At 71.9% G+C, this 16995-nt stretch carries 14 protein-coding genes; 7 read left to right on the top strand and 7 right to left on the bottom strand.

Features of this window, described 5'->3' with window-relative positions; translation table 11 throughout:
* Window positions 1–26: 26 nt before the first annotated feature.
* Window positions 27–797: a WecB/TagA/CpsF family glycosyltransferase gene (locus tag V6V89_RS32545; protein ID WP_334623373.1), complete on the top strand. Its 771-nt coding sequence runs from the start codon at window positions 27–29 to the stop codon at window positions 795–797.
* Here the strand turns inward: V6V89_RS32545 and V6V89_RS32550 are convergent.
* From V6V89_RS32550 to V6V89_RS32575, 6 genes are all read right to left on the bottom strand, one after another.
* Window positions 794–1765: a glycosyl hydrolase gene (locus V6V89_RS32550; protein ID WP_334623374.1), complete on the bottom strand. Its 972-nt coding sequence runs from the start codon at window positions 1763–1765 to the stop codon at window positions 794–796. The genes V6V89_RS32545 and V6V89_RS32550 overlap by 4 nt on opposite strands.
* A complete protein-coding gene (locus V6V89_RS32555; protein WP_334623375.1) occupies window positions 1762–3210 on the bottom strand; it encodes a lipopolysaccharide biosynthesis protein in 1449 nt (482 codons plus the stop codon). The genes V6V89_RS32550 and V6V89_RS32555 overlap by 4 nt, the downstream gene beginning before the upstream one ends.
* A gap of 413 nt (window positions 3211–3623) precedes the next feature.
* Window positions 3624–4499 carry a sulfotransferase gene (locus V6V89_RS32560; RefSeq protein WP_442935262.1) on the bottom strand — a complete coding sequence of 292 codons (876 nt, stop codon included), beginning with the start codon at window positions 4497–4499 and terminating at the stop codon, window positions 3624–3626.
* Window positions 4496–5734 (bottom strand): hypothetical protein, encoded by a 1239-nt coding sequence (locus V6V89_RS32565; RefSeq protein ID WP_334623376.1) that lies wholly within the window; start codon window positions 5732–5734, stop codon window positions 4496–4498. Before V6V89_RS32565 ends, V6V89_RS32560 begins: the two co-directional genes overlap by 4 nt.
* 64 nt (window positions 5735–5798) lie before the next feature.
* Window positions 5799–7136, bottom strand: coding sequence for an O-antigen ligase family protein (locus V6V89_RS32570; RefSeq protein WP_334623377.1), 1338 nt, complete (start codon window positions 7134–7136; stop codon window positions 5799–5801).
* 5 nt (window positions 7137–7141) lie between these two features.
* Complete coding sequence (locus tag V6V89_RS32575; RefSeq protein WP_334623378.1) at window positions 7142–8842, bottom strand: Wzz/FepE/Etk N-terminal domain-containing protein; 1701 nt, start codon at window positions 8840–8842, stop codon at window positions 7142–7144.
* Between the two features lie 180 nt (window positions 8843–9022).
* On the opposite strand from V6V89_RS32575, the gene V6V89_RS32580 reads away from it, so the two are divergent.
* Complete coding sequence (locus V6V89_RS32580; RefSeq protein ID WP_334623380.1) at window positions 9023–10906, top strand: CBM96 family carbohydrate-binding protein; 1884 nt, start codon at window positions 9023–9025, stop codon at window positions 10904–10906.
* On the opposite strand, the gene cysC is transcribed toward V6V89_RS32580, so the two are convergent.
* Complete coding sequence (gene cysC / locus V6V89_RS32585; RefSeq protein ID WP_334623381.1) at window positions 10863–12392, bottom strand: adenylyl-sulfate kinase; 1530 nt, start codon at window positions 12390–12392, stop codon at window positions 10863–10865. The two genes, V6V89_RS32580 and cysC, sit on opposite strands and share 44 nt — an antisense overlap.
* A 174-nt stretch (window positions 12393–12566) precedes the next feature.
* Between cysC and V6V89_RS32590 the strand changes: the two genes are divergently transcribed.
* The 5 genes from V6V89_RS32590 (at window position 12567) to V6V89_RS32610 (ending at window position 16878) form a co-directional block, all read left to right on the top strand.
* Window positions 12567–13262 carry a B3/B4 domain-containing protein gene (locus tag V6V89_RS32590; protein WP_334623382.1) on the top strand — a complete coding sequence of 232 codons (696 nt, stop codon included), beginning with the start codon at window positions 12567–12569 and terminating at the stop codon, window positions 13260–13262.
* A 42-nt stretch (window positions 13263–13304) separates the two neighbouring features.
* Entirely contained in the window at window positions 13305–14219 is a 915-nt protein-coding gene (locus V6V89_RS32595) for an ABC transporter ATP-binding protein (protein WP_334623383.1), read from the top strand.
* Complete coding sequence (locus V6V89_RS32600) at window positions 14212–15072, top strand: ABC transporter permease (RefSeq protein ID WP_334623384.1); 861 nt, start codon at window positions 14212–14214, stop codon at window positions 15070–15072. The genes V6V89_RS32595 and V6V89_RS32600 overlap by 8 nt, the downstream gene beginning before the upstream one ends.
* Before the next feature lie 175 nt (window positions 15073–15247).
* A complete protein-coding gene (locus tag V6V89_RS32605; protein ID WP_334623385.1) occupies window positions 15248–16159 on the top strand; it encodes an ABC transporter ATP-binding protein in 912 nt (303 codons plus the stop codon).
* Between the two features lie 2 nt (window positions 16160–16161).
* Window positions 16162–16878: an ABC transporter permease subunit gene (locus V6V89_RS32610; RefSeq protein ID WP_334623386.1), complete on the top strand. Its 717-nt coding sequence runs from the start codon at window positions 16162–16164 to the stop codon at window positions 16876–16878.
* The last annotated feature ends 117 nt before the right edge of the window (window positions 16879–16995 follow it).

The raw sequence follows: 16995 nt of genomic DNA on the forward strand, positions 1-16995 counted from the left end.
ACGAACGATCAAGAACTAGGACCGCTATGTCCGAGCGAATAGTGTTGGATGGCATCGAGATCGACGCCTTCACCGAAGAGGAGGTCGTCGCGCGGGTCCGGACGGCCCTGGACCGGGGTGAGGGTGGCCGCATCGTCACGCCCAACATCGACATCCTGCGCCAGGCGCGCACCGACCCGGAGGTGCGCGGCTACCTCGACGACGCCACTGTCGTGGTCGCCGACGGCGCGCCGCTGGTGTGGGCGAGCAAGCTCGCCGGCACCCCGCTGCCCGAACGCGTCGCCGGCTCCGACCTGATCTGGTCGCTCTCCGCCGGCCTCGGCGAGGACGGCCGCTCGGTCTACGTGCTGGGCGGCGAGCCTGCCGATCCCGGGTTCGTCGACGGCGCCGGCCGGGCCGCCGCCGAGCTGGCCGCCGCATCTCCCGGCCTGCGCATCGCCGGTTGGCGCAGCCCCGACTACGGGTTCGAGCGGGACTGGTACGCGCTCTCCTCGGTGTGCGGCGAGGTGATCGAGGCCAAGCCCGACCTCGTGTACGTGGGGATCGGCTTTCCCAAGCAGGAGTGGCTGATCTCGTTGCTGCGCCCGGAACTGCCGTTCACCTGGTTCCTCGGGTGCGGCGCGGCGGTCAACTTCGTGACCGGCGACAAGGAGCGGGCGCCGCGGTGGATGCAGCGTTCGGGGCTGGAGTGGGCACACCGGCTGAGCAACGAACCGCGCCGGCTGGCCGGCCGGTACCTGCGCCACGACGCCCCGTACGCCCTGCGCCTGCTGATGTCGAAGGCGGCGGGCCGTTAACCTCGCCGGAAGTACCGGTCTCGCGCGAGGTCGCGGAACGCCGCGAAGGCCGCCGGGTCGTCCGCAAGCCGAAACTGCTGCTTTGGCCCCTTGTTCCTCTCCGGGTCGGACTCGAAATAGGACACCGCCTTGATCTGTGGGTTCGCCTTGAAGAGCGCCGTCGCGTCGCGCAGCCACGCCGCCCGCGCCGCCGAACCCCACTCCCGCGCCACCCCGAACTCTCCGACGATGATCGGCTTGGGTCGCTGCGCCGCCCACCGCAGGAACGGCGCCATCAGCTCACGGAGCGGCCGGAAGTCGCTCGCCGCGTACACGTCGACGCAGGTCCAGTCGACGGCGTCGTCACCCGGGTAGAAGTCCGGCGCGTCCCCCCGCGCGAACCCCTCGGCGGTCGGGCACCACACCCACGAGGCGTTGCGCGCCTTCTCCTCGTCGAAGATCTGCCGGACGTGCCGCCAGGCCGCCACGAAGTCAGCCGCCGACCACATCGTCGCGCGCAGGTTCGGCCGGTCCATCTCCCACCGGAAGCGCAGCAGGATCGGCACTCCCGCCGCCCGCACCCGCCGCGCCTGCGCCCGGATCAGCTCGTCGTGCCGCCCGGACGTGATCGACCGGGTGTCTCCGGACGCCCAGCTCAACATGATCGTCTGACCCTGCCGGATGAACTCCTCGTCCGACTCCGTGCCGAACACCTGCTCGAACCGCCGGTACGTGTTGACGATGTCGAGCCGCCGCCCGAGGCGCTCCTGAAGCCGGTCCACCGCCACGATCCGGCCCGCCTGGCGGTAGCTCTCCGGCTGCACCCAGGCGCCCATCAGCGCACCCCGTTCCGGCGCGGCCACAGGGCCGGAGCGATACGGCCCGGGGTCCGTGGCAACGACCGACGGCGCCGGCTCGGGAGCGGGCGGCGGGTCACCGCCGCACCCCGCGAGCACCAGGGCGGCGGCCAACGCGACGAAACGCCTCACCGCTTGGCCCGCAGGGCGTCGAGCGCGAGGACGCCGCGCAGCCGATAGGCCCCACAGGCATAGAGCAGGATCGCCGCGGCCAGCGCGCCGAGCAGCGCCGCCGGGCCGGTGCCGGCTGCCGCCGCCACAGCACGTGGGAGTACGCCGAAACACCCGACCGCCAACCCGATGGCGGCCATCGTGCCCGTGCCGAACGGGTGCAGCCCCACCGACCGTCCCACCTGGACCAGCGGCACGATGTTGTTGAACAGCACCGCGACCGCGAGCCCGACGGCCGCGCCCACCGCACCGAAGTGCGGGATCAGCACAAGGTCCAGCGCCATCATGGCGGCGAGGGCGATGGTGACGTTGGCGAGGTTCCAGCGGGTGCGGCCGGCCATCGACAACACGATGTCGACCATGCCGCAGCCGGTGGCGACCAGCATCGCGCTGGCGAGCACCACGACGACCGGCCCGCCGGCCGCGTACTCGGGGCCGAACAGTCCAAGGTAGACCGGCGCGTAGGTGTTGACGAGCAGGTACAGGGGCCAGGTGAGCAGCACGAGCCAGCCGGTGGCGGTCTGGTACAGGGCGTTGGCGGCGTCCCGGTCGTTCCTGGCCAGCGCCTCGGCGAGCCGAGGCTGGATGCTCTGCGTGATGCCCTGATTGGCGAACTGTCCTAACACGACGAAGCGCCCCGCCACCGCGTACGTGGCCGCCGCGGCAAGCCCGCCAAGGCTGGCGACGAGCAGCACGTCTACCCGCTGCAACGCCTGCTGGGCGACGCTGGCGAGCGCCCGCGGCCCGGTGAACCGCCAGAACCGGGCCCGCAGCGCCATCATCGCCCGGTGCCCGGCCCGCTTCGTCGGCCCACTCAGGTACGCACCACGCAGGGCATACCCGGCCAGCAGGGCGACGGGTATGTAGGGCATCACCCAGGCGACCGCGTACGCGGCAGGTGACCGGACACCCGCGAAGGCGAGCCCGGCGACCGCCGCGAGTTGCAGCGCGGGCCGGCAGATCCGCTCCAGGATCACAGTCGGCCGGATCATCGTGTAGCCGCGCGTGGCCGCCAGCATCGTGTCGGAGAGCGTCGCGAGCGGGAGGAAGAGCGCGAGCCAGTCGAGCGGCGCCGGGGCGGCGAACCACAGCACCACGGCGAGCGCGGTGGCCGCGGCGGCGACCGGCGTGAGGCCGATACGCAGGCACGCCCCCAGCAGATGGCCTCTATCTTGTGCCCGCAGCGTGGCCACCCAGTACACGAGCCCGGTCTGGGTGCCGAGCTTCGCGACCGCCCCAGCCAGGACGAACCCGGCGGTGGCGGCGAAGAACGCCCCCGCGCCTTCCGCCCCCAGCATCCGCGCGACCACCCACGCCACGACGATCCCGGTAGCGCCCGCGGCACCGGCACCGACGATCCCCGCGATCCCGCCACGCGCCACCCGCCGCGTCACCGTGCTGGTCATGCGCCGCCTCCCGCAGCCGCCACAAAGCGGAAGGAGCGCAGCGACTGGAGCGACTGGCGGCTACAGGGAGGCACGAAAGGCGCATGACCCGCGCGAGCGGAGCGAGCGCCAGTTAGCAGGGTCATGCGCCGCCTCCCGCAGCCGCCACAAAGCGGAAGGAGCGCAGCGACTGGAGCGACTGGCGGCTACAGGGAGGCACGAAAGGCGCATGACCCGCGCGAGCGGAGCGAGCGCCAGTTAGCAGGGTCATGCGCCGCCTCCCGCAGCCGCCACAAAGCGGAAGGAGCTGTGAGGGCGCGCCGCCCGCAGCCGCCACAAAGCGCAGGGAGCGAAGCGACCGCAGCGACTGGCGGCTACAGGGCGGATTCCAGCGCCCGAGCCGCCCGCGCGGAGCGCGGGCCAGCATTGCAGCGTCATGTTCGCCAGCTCGGCTCGTGGCCCAGCCACTCGGCCAGGGCGGCGTCGTGGTCGGCGAAGTGGGCGGTCAGTTCGCGGCGGACGCAGGCGTCCATCGGGGCGCCGCGTGGGCGGGCGTTGTGCTTCAGATACGGCGGGTCGCCCAGGTGCGGCAGGCCCAGGAAGTCCAGCACGTCGGCGTAGACCGTGGCGGGCGCGGCGAAGAACCGCTCGCTCTCTACGACCAGGATGCGCTCGCGCCCCACGTGCGTCGCCATCTCGTCGAGGTAGCGGGCGTACTCGCCGCGCGCCCGGTAGCCGTGGTGCTGGTGGGCGAAGCTGTAGTGCCGGGGGTCGGCGCGCAGCCGTTCCTCCTGCCCGCGCAGCCGGGCCGGCTCCAGCGCCAGCGCCCGCCCGAACGACGTCTCCGACTCGAAGCCGCGTGCCAGCTCGTGGGCGTGCTGCGAGTACGCCCGCTCGACCGGATCGCGGACCAGGGCGATGAGGCGCACCCCCGGCAGGTCGCGGGCGATCCGGGCGGCCGCCTGTGGGTGGTACATGTAGTACGGGCTGGACTCGAACGTCTGTGCCGGCATCCCGTACCGCTGCGACACCTTCAGAGCCGTGCGCTGGAGCGGGAAGTGCGCCCGGTACCAGGCCATGCCCCGGTGGTACGAGGTGTCGAAGTAGTGCACGCCCTTGTGCAGCACGGCTTTGAGCACCACCGGGTGTGCGGCGAGCGCGCGGTACAGCGACGTGGTGCCGCAGCGCTGGCCGCCGCAGATGAGAAACGACGGCAGCATCCGTGCGGGTGCGGTGATCCGGCCGTACGAGCGGGATCCGAAGTGGACGGCGCGCTTGACGGGCGCCGGAACCCGACTAGAGCTGATCATGAAAGCGCCTCCACGCGGCGGATGAGAACCGGCAGCAGCCAGGTGCCGAGCACGCCCAGCCGGGCACCCGCCTCGGCCTGCCGGTCGGCGAGGTACCTGGTGGCCAGGTCGACCAGGTACAGCAGGGCGGTGATGCCGGCCGCGTGGCCGGTGACCTCGAACGGGCGCAGCAGCCCGGGCGCCAGCTTGAGCGTCGCCTCCACGGCCGCGCCGGCATCCGATGTGGACTGGATGCGCCGCTGTAGCTCGTAATGCACCGCGTCGAAGCCCAGCGGAACGCCAGTAGTGAACCGTTCCCAGTCCCAGACCAGCAGCGTGTCGGCGAGGGTGGCCATGTTCCACGGTGCCCAGTCGCCGTGCCAGGCGCCGTACCGCAGGTCGACGTCGCCGGCTCGCTCGATGAGCGACCGGGCCGCCGTGCGCAATGCGGCGCCCTCCGGCCGGTCCGATACGGCATCCAGCCGCTCGCGCAGCTCCGACCAGTACGGGCTGGTGGCCAGCCAGCTCCGGGCGGTGCCGCAGCAGCCGGAGACCTCGCGCATCGCGTCGACCAGCCGCTCGTTCGTGAGCGCGGCCCGGGGCCGCCACACCGGCAGCGCGGACTGCACCAGCACCTGGTGGCCGCGCCACTGACCGGCGTGCAGCACCTTGGGGACGGTCAGGTCACGCAACCCCACGTGCGACAGCGCGTTCAGTGCGGTGGTCTCGGCGCGCACCAGCCGGCGGGTCAGCGGCCCGGTGCCCAGCTTGGCGAAGCCGAGCGTCTCACCGTCCGGCGCGATGAGCTGGAGCACCGGCTTGCGGTTGGCGCGCGCCGGTCCGATATGGACGCTGATCGCCAGGTCGGTGCCGAGCGCGTCGCGCAAGTAGCCGTCGATCGCGTCGCCCGCCTCGCCACCCACGCGCACCCGATGCCGCAGCAGCACCGCCGAGGCGCCGGGCGTGCGCAGGGCGGCCACGACCGCGTCCCGCTTCCACCTGGCCACCCAGGACTGCGGCTCGGCGTACCGGCGGACCGCCGCCGCGGCGATCCGCCGGCTGCGGGTCGGCACGAGCAGGCGTGGCCGGCGCGCGTCGGGCACGACGACGTACTCGGTGACCAGCGGCGTGCGGGCGCCGCGCGTCGTCGTGCACGGCTCCGGATAGAGCAGGCCGAGCACCTCTTGCAGGTACTGGGCCCGCAGCGCGGCGTCGCCGGCCTTCAGGCTGGCCGGCGCGGTCTTAACTGGACTCATCGGTGCTTACCTTTCGCTCACGACTGCGGGGCTCGCATGCGGGCGTCCGTCGGGGGCCAGGCCGTCAAAGCTCACTCCTCGCGCTCGCAGCGTTCCTCCACAGGAGCGCATAAGCCAAGAACATGAAGGCGAGGGGTGTGACCAGCGCGTTGTACCAGAACATCGCGGCGAAGGTGCCGAACAGCGCGCACCCACCCGCGATGCCGATCGCGCTGCGATCCCGCCGGAACCGCCACAGCCCGTACCCGAAGAAGCCCAGATATCCGGCCGTGCCCACGATCCCGTGCGCGAAGATGAGCTGCCAGAACTGGCCGTTGCCGCCGATCGTGAAGTTGCCGCAGCGTTCGCACTCGGCGCTCTCGCCCACCGTGATGGAGTTCCGGCCGCCCATCGTGTCCCGTGTCGAGCCGAAGCCGATGACCGGCGACTCAGCCATCCCGCTGACTGCTCGCTCCATCAGGAACGACCGCACGCCGTTGGACTTGCCGTCGTCCAGGCGGGCGGAGACCACGTTGCCGAGCGGGGTGACCGCCAGCGCCCCGGCGACCGCGACACCGGCGAGGGCCATTGCCCCGATCGCCCAGACCCGGCCGGCGAGCGCGAGCCGTACCGCCACGTACACGGCCGCGACACCGAGGCCGATCCACAGTCCACGGTTGAGCGAGTGCACCACGGGCACGACCGACGCCGCTAGGCACGCCGCCGCCAGCACCCGCACGCGGCGGTCCTTGGCGTAGCCCCACGCCCACGCGGCGAACCACACGACCAGCAGGCAGAAGTTGTTGCCCCACGTGTTCGTGTACCCCCACGGCGCGGCGGGGCGCGGATGGGAATCGCGGACCAGGTCCATGATCTGCGCCGCGTACGGGTGCACCAGCGATCGCACGAACCCCTTCTGGCGTACCCCGTGCGGCAGCAGCAACTCGACCGGCGACGTGAACTCGAAGTGGCTCGCGAACACGCCCAGAAGTCCACCCGCGACGGTCACCGCGAACAGCCACGCCAGCAGCCGCACCAGGCGCTCCCGTGACAGCTCGGCCTCTGTGAGGTTGCCGGCGTACACCAGCATCACGGTCAGCGCGGCGTACCAGACGAGCCGGAACGCCACCCCGAAGAGCCGCCCACCGGCTCCTTCGTCGACCGCTCCGACCGGCTCGGCGTGCAGCACGGTGACCCCGACGACCACGGTCACCAGAAACACGACCCACAGCGCGAAGCCGGGCGGAAGCCGCACCGGCCGCCCCGCGACGTGCGCCCGCAGCAGCGTGGCCGCCATCGGCACTGCCACGATCGCGAACGCCAGCACCCCCAGCCCGAGCGCCCACCACAGTGGATAGAGCAGCAGCAGGCCGGTGAGCGGCCACGCGGGGAGGCTGGCGGTCCGCGGCCGGGCCGCGAGCACGGTCGTCACTTCCGGGGGCCGGTGCGCGGGGGTACCCGGATCACGGCGGTGGCGGTGGACAGGTCGACTTCGGCCAGCCCGGCCGAGCTGAGGTCGGCGGGTTCCGTCCCGTCGGGCGGGATCGGCGGCGGCGCGGGCAGGGCGCGGGCGGGCGTCCGGGCGATCGTGGGCGCGACCTGCTGGTGGTCGAGGTTGAGCCGGGGCAGCACGACGGCGCCCAGCAGTGGGGTGCCGACCCGCCGCAGCTGCTCGGCCGCGTCGGTCACCTCCGGCCGGCGGGTACGGCGCCGCTCGACGGCGATGATCGCGGCGTCGGCGAAGCTGGCGAGGCTCTGGGCGTCGGCGCTGCTGGCGGTGGAGGGTGCCTCGATCACCACATACCCGGGCCGCGCGCTGAGCAGGTCGAGCGCGTCCCGCAGCCCTTGCGACTGCATGAGCCCCGCCGCGCTGGCCGTACCGCCCGTGGTGACCACGCGCAGCGACGGGATGCGCGGCGCCGGCTGAACCGCCTCGGCGAGCCCGACCCGGCCGGCGAGCACGTCGGAGAGGCCGGGCGTCGGCGCGACCCCGAAGATCGAGGCGAGCGGTGCCGTGTCGGTCACGCTGTCGGGCTGGTGCGCGCCGACCAGGATCACGTCGCTGCCGGTGCGGGCGAGGGCCGCGGCGAGGTTCGCGGCGACCAGCGTCGACGCCATGCCACGGCTGGCGCCAGCCACGACGACCACCTTGTCGTCCGGCCCGAGGGACGCCACGACCTCGTTACGCAGCCGGTTGAAAGTACGGCCGCCGGCCGCGTACGGCTGGAACACGTCGTCGAACCGCGGTTCCTCCTCCTGGCCGAGCTCGGCGAGCACCGGCACCCGGCTGCCGCGTGCCACGTCGCCGGCGGTGCGCACCCGCCGGTCCAGCCGTTCCCGGGCCAGGGCGACGCCGAGCCCGAGGAGCAGGCCGAGCATGGCGCCCGTGGCGAGGTTGAGCACCCGGTCCGGCTTGCTGGGTACCTCGGGCAGGCGGGCGTCGCTGATGATCTTTCCGCCGGTGACGGTGGCGGTGGTGAGGTCGTTCAGTTTGCCGCTGAGGTTGTTGAGCTGGTTCTGCGTGGTCGAGCGCTGGCTCTCCAGGTTGGGGCGCTGCGGGCTGCTGTCGGGCAGCTGGGCGAGCCGGCTGTTGACCTGGGTCAGGGCGCTGCTGAGCTGCTTGACCTTGGCGTTGAGGGCCGCGATCTGGGCGTCGATGTCGGCCTTCGCGCTCTCCTCGCGGTTGCGCAGGTACGCCTCGGCGAACGCGTGCGAGCCCGCGCGGGCGGCGGCAGGGCCGCTGGCGCCGTACGTGATCACCAGGACGGCGGTGTTGGCCGGTACCTCGACGGTGACGTTGCGGGCCAGCTCGTCGGGGGCGGTGGTGGCGCGCATCAGCTCGGCGGCGCCGGCAGCCACGGCGGTGGACCGGACGAGCTGGGCCTCGGTGTCGAGGTTGATGTCCCCCTTGGTCCGCCCGCCGACCACGTTGGTGTCTTGTCCGGCTGGATGGACGAGGACCGACGTGGACGACTCGTAGAGCTTCGGCTGGGCGGTGGTGTAGAGAAGCGCGCCAACGATGCCGATGGCTACGAGTAGGAGTACCACCCACCAGTGCCGCCGCAGCATCACGAAGTAGTCGGAGATGTCGGTCGAAGCCGGGCGCGGTGCCACTTGGCTGGCGTCCATGGGCAGGGCAGGACCTTTCGCGAGGCTGGGATCTGAAGGGGTCAACGGGTGGCCGGGTCGGTACGTAACTCCCAAACAAGGTCCCGCAAAACGGACTTAAGCTTTATAGTGCATATTCAGTACCAACTAGCACTAGTGCATCGGCAGTAACGAGGCGGTCGCAAGAAGGGCGGCACTGCCATGGCCAGAGCACGCGTTCTTACCGGCGTCGGCATCGCGGCCGGCGCCACGGCGCTCGCCGTCCTGCTCGGCTACCTCGGTGGCCGGCTCGGCACCGCACCCGATCAGCGGATCGCGGCTGCCGAGGACACGTATGCGGCCACCGCCGACCCGCACCGCGCAGGTGGCGGGCGCCCCGAGCTGATGGCCGGGGGCATGGGTGGCGGCGCCGCGATCACCTACCTCAAGTTCACGGTGCGCGGACTCAGCGGCGGCAAGCGGCCGGTCCGAGCCGAGGTGCGCCTCAGCCGCCGCGCGGGCGCCCTGCCCTCGCACATCGAGCTGACCCGGGTACCGTCGATCGGTTGGCGGGAAGCGAGCCTGAACGCCCGCTCGGCGCCCCCGCTCGGCGCGGTGGTGGCCAGCGCCCGTCCCCGCGCGCACGACCGCATGGTGATCTTCGACGTGACCCGCGAGATCCGCGGTCCCGGCAGGTACTCGTTCGCCGTGACCGCACCCATGGGGTTCGCGATGTTCTTCGCATCGGACGGCACCCTGGACGCCTTCTTCAAGCCGACGCTTTGGCTGTCGTGGCTGGGTAAGGCGCCGGAGCCGTCCGCTTCGCCCTCCGGCTCCGCTTCGCCCTCGGACTCACCGTCGCCATCCGACTCACCGTCGCCTTCGGACTCGGCGTCCCCGTCCGACTCGGCGTCTCCATCCCACTCGGCCTCGCCGTCGGAGTCGCCCTCGGGAGAACCGGCGCCGTCCCCATCCGAGTCGCCGTCGGAGTCACCCTCTGCGTCGCCCTCTGCGTCGCCCGCCGCCTCGCCGTCGGACTCACCGTCTCCCTCGGACTCGCCGTCGGAGTCGCCATCCGAGACGCCCGCTGCCTCGCCGTCGGACTCGCCGGCTCCGTCGCCGTCTGACGATCCGGATCCGGAGTGCGTGACCGGCGAGAAGCTGGTGCCCACCTGCGGCGCCCTCTGGGGCGTGGCCCCGGGCGCCCACACCACCACCCCACGCCACCTCGCGCTGCACGACTTCGAGTCCAAGACCGGCCGCCCGCAGGCCGTCTACCACGCCTACCACCGGGGCACCGAACTCTTCCCGACGCCCGAAGAGGTGGTCATCGCCCGCGAGCGCATCCTCTTCCTCAACTGGAAGCCGCGCGGCGCGTCCTGGGCCCGGATCGCCGCCGGCCACCCCGCCACCGAGCGGTACCTGGACAGGCTCGCCATGCACATCCGGTACACCCTGACGGCGCCGTTCTTCCTGACCGTGCACCACGAGCCGGAAAACGACGTCCAGCCGCGGCAGGGCTCCGGCTACACCGCGAAGGACTACGCGGCCATGTTCCGGCACGTCATCAGCGGGCTGCGAGAGCGCGGCGTAGACAACATGGTGTCCGTCATGGTGCACATGGCGTACATCAAATGGACCACCCAATCGTGGTTCGAAGACCTGTACCCGGGCGACGACGTGGTCGACTGGGTGGGGTGGGACGTGTACGCGTACAGCGAGCCCGGGCACGGCTACGGCGACTTCGCCGAGATGATGAACCGCCGCTCCGACGACAAGCCGTCATGGCCGGGCTTCTACAACTGGGCCGCCGCACGGCACCCCGACAAGCCGCTGATGCTCGGCGAATGGGGCGTCTGGCACTCCCCGAAGAACCCCAGCCACCAGGCGTACTTCTTCGACACGGTGGCGATGCAGATGGCGCTCTTCCCGCGAGTCAAGGCGCTCGTGTACTTCGACACCCCGGGCGATCAGCGCGGCAACGACTCCAGGGTGGACCGTACGCGGCAGGGGCTCGACGCCTATCGCCAGCTCGGGCAGGAGCGGATGTTTCAGGTGCGGGTCACGCCGGCTGAAGGCGCGGCTCGACCCAGCCCGTCTCCGTGAGGTGATCGAGCACCGTCCGCACGGCCTCGTCGATCGAGACCTCGCTCGCGTCGATCACCAGGTCGGCGTCGGTGGGCTCCTCGTACGGATCGTCGACGCCGGTCATGCCGGTTAGCTGGCCGGCCCGCGCCTTGGCGTAGAGGCCCTTGCGGTCGCGCTGCTCACAAACGGCCAGCGGCGTGCTGACGTACACGAGGACGAAGCCGGCGCCGGCGGTCTGCGCCATCGCCCGCGCGGTCGCCCGCGCCCTGCGGTAGGGCGCGATGGGGCAGCACAGCGCCATCCCGCGGTGCCGGGCCACCTCGGCCGCGACCCAGCCGATCCGGCGGACGTTGATGTCGCGGTCTTCCTTGCTGAAGCTGAGGCCCTTGGACAGCTCACGCCGGACGACGTCGCCGTCGAGCAGGGTGACCGTGCGGTCGCCGCTCTCCCGAAGCGCGTCGGCGACGCCCCGCGCGATGGTCGACTTGCCGGAGCCGGACAGCCCCGTGAAGAACACCACGAGGCCGCGGTGGCGGCGCGGCGGGCGGGCCCGGGTCAGCTCCTTGGCGACTGCGGGCGGCGTGTGCCACTCGGGCAGCGGGAAGCCGCGGTCGAGCAGGTCGTCGATCTCCTCGGGGCTGAGCGCGAGGCGGCGGTTGCGCGGCGGGATGTCGTCGCGCCAGCGCCACTGACCGTCACGGTTGTCATAGGCCAGCTCGCGGGGCACCAGCACGCGCGGGCCGCCGCCGGAGAGCATTTCGCCGGTGGAGAGCAGGTGGGTCACGCCGTACGCGGCGGCGACCTTGGCGCGCAGCAGCGCGTCGCGGATCTCGTCGCCGCGCCGGGTCAGCGGCACCGCCACCAAGGTGGCCGGCGGCATCCGGTCGCGGGCCGCGAAGACCGCACGCACCAGCACCTCGGGCGGTAGCCCGTCGGGCCCGGGCTCGGCGACCGGGATGAGCACCAGCAGGTGGGCGGCGAGGGTGCGGGCCGCGTGGGCGATCTGGGCGAGCTGCGGCCGGTGCAGCGGCCGGTCGGCCACCACGCCGAGGACGCGGCCGGGCGGCAGCAGCGACGTGACCTCGTCCGGGGTGCGGCGCAGCCGCTGGAACGGGCCGTGCCCCCCGTCGCCGAGCCGGCGCACGCTGCCGCCCACGCCCTGGCGCCCATCGCGGGTCGGCCAGGTGTCGGTCACGTCGACCGCGGCGACCGGGGCGCCCTCCGGGTCGGTGATCACGAGCACCCGGTGCAGCGGGTTGTCGAGCTGCAGGCCGGCGACCAGGTCACCAGGCACCTCGAGGGTCACCGGCACCGGCCAGGGCGTGCCGTCGACCAGGCGTCCGCGCCGGGCAAGGCTCGCGAGATCGGCCCGGCTGAGGAAGCCGGTCAGCGGGGCGTACGCCCCGGCGAGCAGCAACTCGAGGTCGGCTAGTTCGTACGAGCGAGGCGTGTACGCCGGCGCGTCACGCAGCACCTCGTCGGGCAGCACCCACCCGTTGCTCATTGCACCCCCAAATGCACCCCACCAAAACGCTCGCTTCGCTCAGCGTTTCCGCGGGGGCCCCGCACAGCGAACCGGACCACAGTTTCGCAGCCGGCCGTCCATCGGTCGAGAGTGCCACGGCTCGACGTTGTCGGCTACCGGACCCGAAGGAGATGCGGTCGGTATACTGACCGTATGGCACAAGATGATGACCGGTGGCTCGCGACTGCTTACGTGGAGCCGGCCGTCTTCGCGCTGCGACCGGACTACCGCGCGCTGCTCATTCTCGCCGATGGCCTCCAGCCCGGCCCAAGCGACGGTACGACCGAGAAGATATTGCGCTCGGCCGAGGAGGGTGCGGTCGCCGAACACGCCCACCTGGACGCCTGGCGAGACGCGTTCCGCGGGTTCGGCGCCAAGCCACAGCGCACCCGCCCGAGCGTCGACGCGCTCATCCGGCGGGCCCCCCAGGGGTTGCCGCGGATCGACCGGCTCACCGACGCGTACAACGCGGTGTCGGTGGCGCACGTGGTGCCGATCGGCGGTGAAGACGTCGACCGTTATCAGGGGCCGCTGCGGCTGGTGCGCGCCACCGGAGACGAGCCGTTCGACACCACGGCCGACGGCGCGCCGGCGGTCGAGCATCCCAGCCCCGGCGAGGTGGTCTGGAGAGACGACCTCGGTGTCACGTGCCGCCGCTGGAACTGGCGGCAGTGCGTGCGTACCCGCATCACCAACACCACGACGCGGGCTGTCTTCATCCTCGACGCCCTCGGGCCGATGAGCGACCCCGACCTGGCCTCGGCCGGCGACGCCCTCGCGGCCGCGCTACGGGCCACCAGCCCGAACGCCACTCTGGTCAGCCGAAAACTAGGGGCGCCGCCAGGGTAACGCCGGATAGAAACCGGGGGACCCGATCCATACGCTGACCCCGTGACCCTCATCGCGACCCAAGCGCTCACCAAGACGTACGGCGGCCGGGTGACCGCGCTTGCCGATCTCACGGTCAGCGTCGAGCCGGGCATCGTGGGGCTGGTCGGCGCGAACGGCGCCGGCAAGTCCACCCTGATCAAGATTCTGCTGGGGCTGCTCCCTCCAACGAGCGGCTCGGTACGCGTACTGGATCTGGACCCCACGACCGACGCCGCCGCCGTACGCGCGCGGGTCGGATACATGCCCGAGCACGACAGCCTGTCACCCGACCTGTCCGCCGCCGAGTTCGTCACCCATCTCGGGCGGATGAGCGGGCTGCCGCGCACAGCCGCGCGCGAGCGCGCCTCCGAGGCGCTGCGCCACGTTGGCCTCTACGAGGAGCGGTACCGCCAGATAGGCGGCTACTCCACCGGCATGAAGCAGCGGGTCAAGCTGGCCCAGGCGCTCGTGCACGACCCCGACCTACTGCTGCTCGACGAGCCCACCAACGGCCTCGACCCTGCCGGACGCGACGCGATGCTGGCGTTGATCCACCGCATCGGCACCGAGTTCGGCATCTCGGTCGTCGTGTGCTCGCACCTGCTCGGCGAGGTGGAGCGGATCTGCGACTCGCTGATCGCGATCGACGCCGGCCGGCTCCTGCGCTCCGACAACATCTCGGCGATGACCACGGTCACTGACGTGCTGGCGGTCGAGGTGAGCGAGGGTACCGACGAGCTGGCCACCCGGCTCGACATGCTCGGCCTGACCGTCCGCAGAGACGGCCGGCTGCTACTGGTACCCCTCGAAGACGACGAGACCTACGACCGCATCCTGAGCGCGGTGGCCGACCTGGACCTGCCGCTGCACCGCCTCGACCAGCGACGCCACCGCGTCGCGGAACTCTTCGCGACCCGGGAGGTGACCCATGTCTGACCTGACGGGTGTCATCCATGACATCGGATACCAGCGCTACACCGGTCCCCGCCTCGGGCGCCGGTACGTGTTCGGCTCGCTCTACACGCACGGCCTGCGCACCGCCTTCGGGCTCGGGCGCAGCGCCAAAGCCAAGATCTTCCCGTGGTTCGTCCTCGGCATCGTGGCACTGACCGGCCTGATCCTCGCCGCGGTGCGGGCGCAGGTCGGCGAGGTCGTCGTCACGTACAGCTCGTTCGCCGACACCATGGCCTGGCTGGTGATCTTCTTCGTGGCGGTGGTCGCACCCGAACTGGTCTCGCGCGACCTGCGCTCGGGCGTGCTGCCGCTGTACTTCTCCCGGCCGCTGCCTCGCGCCGACTACGTGTACGCGAAATTCGCGGCCCTGGCCACGGCGGTGTGGCTGCTGCTCGGCGGACCGCAGCTGCTGATGTTCCTGGTGGCCGCCTTCTCGGCCGACAGCCTCAAGGCCGTGTGGACCGAGGTGGGCGACCTCGTGCCCGGCCTGATCTACGCGGTGCTGTGGGCGACGGTCTTCGCCGGCCTGGGCCTGCTGATCGCCTCGCTGACCGGCAAGCGGGCGTTCGCCGCAGGCGGGATCGTCGCGGTGTTCCTCATGACCACGCCGATCGTCGGGGTCTTCGCCGTGCTGCCGTCCCAAACGCTCAACGACCTGGCGTTGATGTTCAGCCCGTCCAGCCTCGTGTACGGCGTGGGCGTGTGGCTCTTCGGCTCGGAGGGTGGCGACGACGTCGGCTCGTTCGGCCCCCTCTACGCGGCGGTCGCGGTCGGGCTCGTCGCCGGCTGCATCGCCCTCCTGATGGCCCGTTACCGGAAGGTCGCATCGTCATGACAGAGCTAGTAGGCGCTCGCTCCGCTCACGCGGGTCATGCGCCCCTTGTGCCTCCCGGTAGCCGCCAGTCGCTGCGGTCGCTGCAAACCTGGCGCGCGCTGCGCGCGGGCGGTTCGGGTGCTGTAGGCCGGCCTCACGGCTCCGTTCGCTTTGTGTCGGCTGCGGGAGGCGGCGCATGACCGACGTCGTGCTTGACGGGGTTTCGAAGTGGTACGGCAATGTGGTCGCGGTCAATGACGTGACCATGACGCTCGGCCCTGGCGTGACCGGCCTGCTCGGCCCGAACGGCGCAGGCAAGACCACCGTGCTGCACATGATGGCCGGGTTCCTCGCACCCTCGCGCGGCGCCGTCACGGTCGGCGGCGTATCCGCCTGGCGCAACCCGTCCGTGTACGAGCGGCTCGGGCTGGTCAGCGAGCGTGAAGCGGTGCACGACTTCCTGACCGCGCGCGAGTTCCTGGTCGTGAGCGCTCGGTTGCACAAGCTGCCCGACCCCGAGGCCGCCGCGCGGCGCGCCCTGGAACTGGTCGAGATGACCGACGCCCAGGACCGCCGCATCGGCACGTACTCCAAGGGCATGCGGCAGCGCACCCGGGTGGCGGCCGCGCTGGTGCACGACCCGCAGGTGTTGCTGCTCGACGAGCCGTTCAACGGGATGGACCCGCGGCAACGGCTGCACATGATGGATTTGCTGCACAACCTGGGCGCCGCCGGGCGCACCATTCTCTTCAGCTCGCACATTCTGGAAGAGGTCGAGCAGGTCTCCGGCACGGTACAGGTGATCGTGGCGGGCCGGCTCGCGGCGTCCGGCGACTACCGGGCGATCCGGCGGCTGATGTCGAACAGGCCGCACGTCTTCGCGGTGCAGTCCACCGACGACAGGCGGCTCGCCGTCGCCCTGATCGGCCAGGCATCCGTCAGCGGCGTCGAGATCGACCGAGCGGGGCTGACCGTACGGGCCGGCGACTACGGCAGCTTCACCCGCGCGCTGCCCAAGATCGCGCTCGCCGAGGGCATCCGGGTGCGCCGGCTCCTACCTTCCGACGAGTCCCTGGAGAGCGTCTTCTCCTACCTGGTGGAGGCATAACGATGGTCACCCAGACGATCACCTGGATCACCGCGCGGGGACTCTTCGGCCGGCGCCGGTTCCTGCTGCTCCTGCCGCTGCCGCTGCTCGTGATCGGGCTCGCCGTGCTGAGCCGGGCCTTCGGGGTCGCGCCCGAGCACTGGGGCGAGCCTGTGCTGGTGGGCCTCGGGCTGGCCGTGGTGCTACCCGTGATCGCCCTGATCGCGGGCACCGGCGTGCTCGGCTCCGAGATCGACGACGGCACGATCGTGCACGTCCTCACCAAGCCGCTGCCGCGCTGGCAGATCGTGCTGCCGAAGCTGGCAGTGGCCACCGCGGCGACCGCCGTGTCCGTGGCGGTGCCGATGTACGTGGCCGGGGTGCTCGCCGACTCGGTCGGTCTCGGGCTGGCGCTCGCCGCCGCCGGGACTTTGGGCGCGCTGGCGTACTCGGCGCTGTTCATGGCGCTGAGCCTGGTGACGCGGCGACCCGTGCTTCTCGGGCTCGTGTACGTGCTTGTGTGGGAAGGGCTGCTCGGCAACTTCGTCTCCGGCACGCGCGTGCTGTCGATCCAGCAGTACGTGATCACGATCGCCGACAAGATCGCACCGACGCCGCTGCTGGAGGCGAAGGTGTCGCTGCCGGTGGCGCTGGTCATGTCGGCGCTGTTCGCGGTCGGCTTCACGGTGCTGGCAATCGACCGCTTGCGCTCCTTCTCCGTGGCCGGCGAAACCAGCTAACCCGCCCCGCCCCCTCGCCCCGCCCCCTCGCCCCGCCGCCCAGCGCGCTGCCGTGCGCCCCCCGCGCGCCGCCACGCGCCGTCCCCTCGCCTCGCCGCGGGCGCGCCCTGCCCCTCG

Origin of the sequence: Micromonospora sp. CPCC 206061, from assembly GCF_036906915.1 — a bacterium.
In the GTDB taxonomy this organism is placed as follows: Bacteria; Actinomycetota; Actinomycetes; order Mycobacteriales; family Micromonosporaceae; genus Phytohabitans.

Coding starts and splice junctions, on each gene's coding strand:
- V6V89_RS32545 (WP_334623373.1), top strand. CDS start 27: ATGTCCGAGCGAATAGTGTTGGATGGCATCGAGATCGACGCCTTCACC.
- V6V89_RS32555 (WP_334623375.1), bottom strand. CDS start 3,210: ATGACCAGCACGGTGACGCGGCGGGTGGCGCGTGGCGGGATCGCGGGG.
- V6V89_RS32560 (WP_442935262.1), bottom strand. CDS start 4,499: ATGATCAGCTCTAGTCGGGTTCCGGCGCCCGTCAAGCGCGCCGTCCAC.
- V6V89_RS32565 (WP_334623376.1), bottom strand. CDS start 5,734: ATGAGTCCAGTTAAGACCGCGCCGGCCAGCCTGAAGGCCGGCGACGCC.
- V6V89_RS32575 (WP_334623378.1), bottom strand. CDS start 8,842: ATGGACGCCAGCCAAGTGGCACCGCGCCCGGCTTCGACCGACATCTCC.
- V6V89_RS32580 (WP_334623380.1), top strand. CDS start 9,023: ATGGCCAGAGCACGCGTTCTTACCGGCGTCGGCATCGCGGCCGGCGCC.
- cysC (WP_334623381.1), bottom strand. CDS start 12,392: ATGAGCAACGGGTGGGTGCTGCCCGACGAGGTGCTGCGTGACGCGCCG.
- V6V89_RS32590 (WP_334623382.1), top strand. CDS start 12,567: ATGGCACAAGATGATGACCGGTGGCTCGCGACTGCTTACGTGGAGCCG.
- V6V89_RS32600 (WP_334623384.1), top strand. CDS start 14,212: ATGTCTGACCTGACGGGTGTCATCCATGACATCGGATACCAGCGCTAC.
- V6V89_RS32605 (WP_334623385.1), top strand. CDS start 15,248: ATGACCGACGTCGTGCTTGACGGGGTTTCGAAGTGGTACGGCAATGTG.
- V6V89_RS32610 (WP_334623386.1), top strand. CDS start 16,162: ATGGTCACCCAGACGATCACCTGGATCACCGCGCGGGGACTCTTCGGC.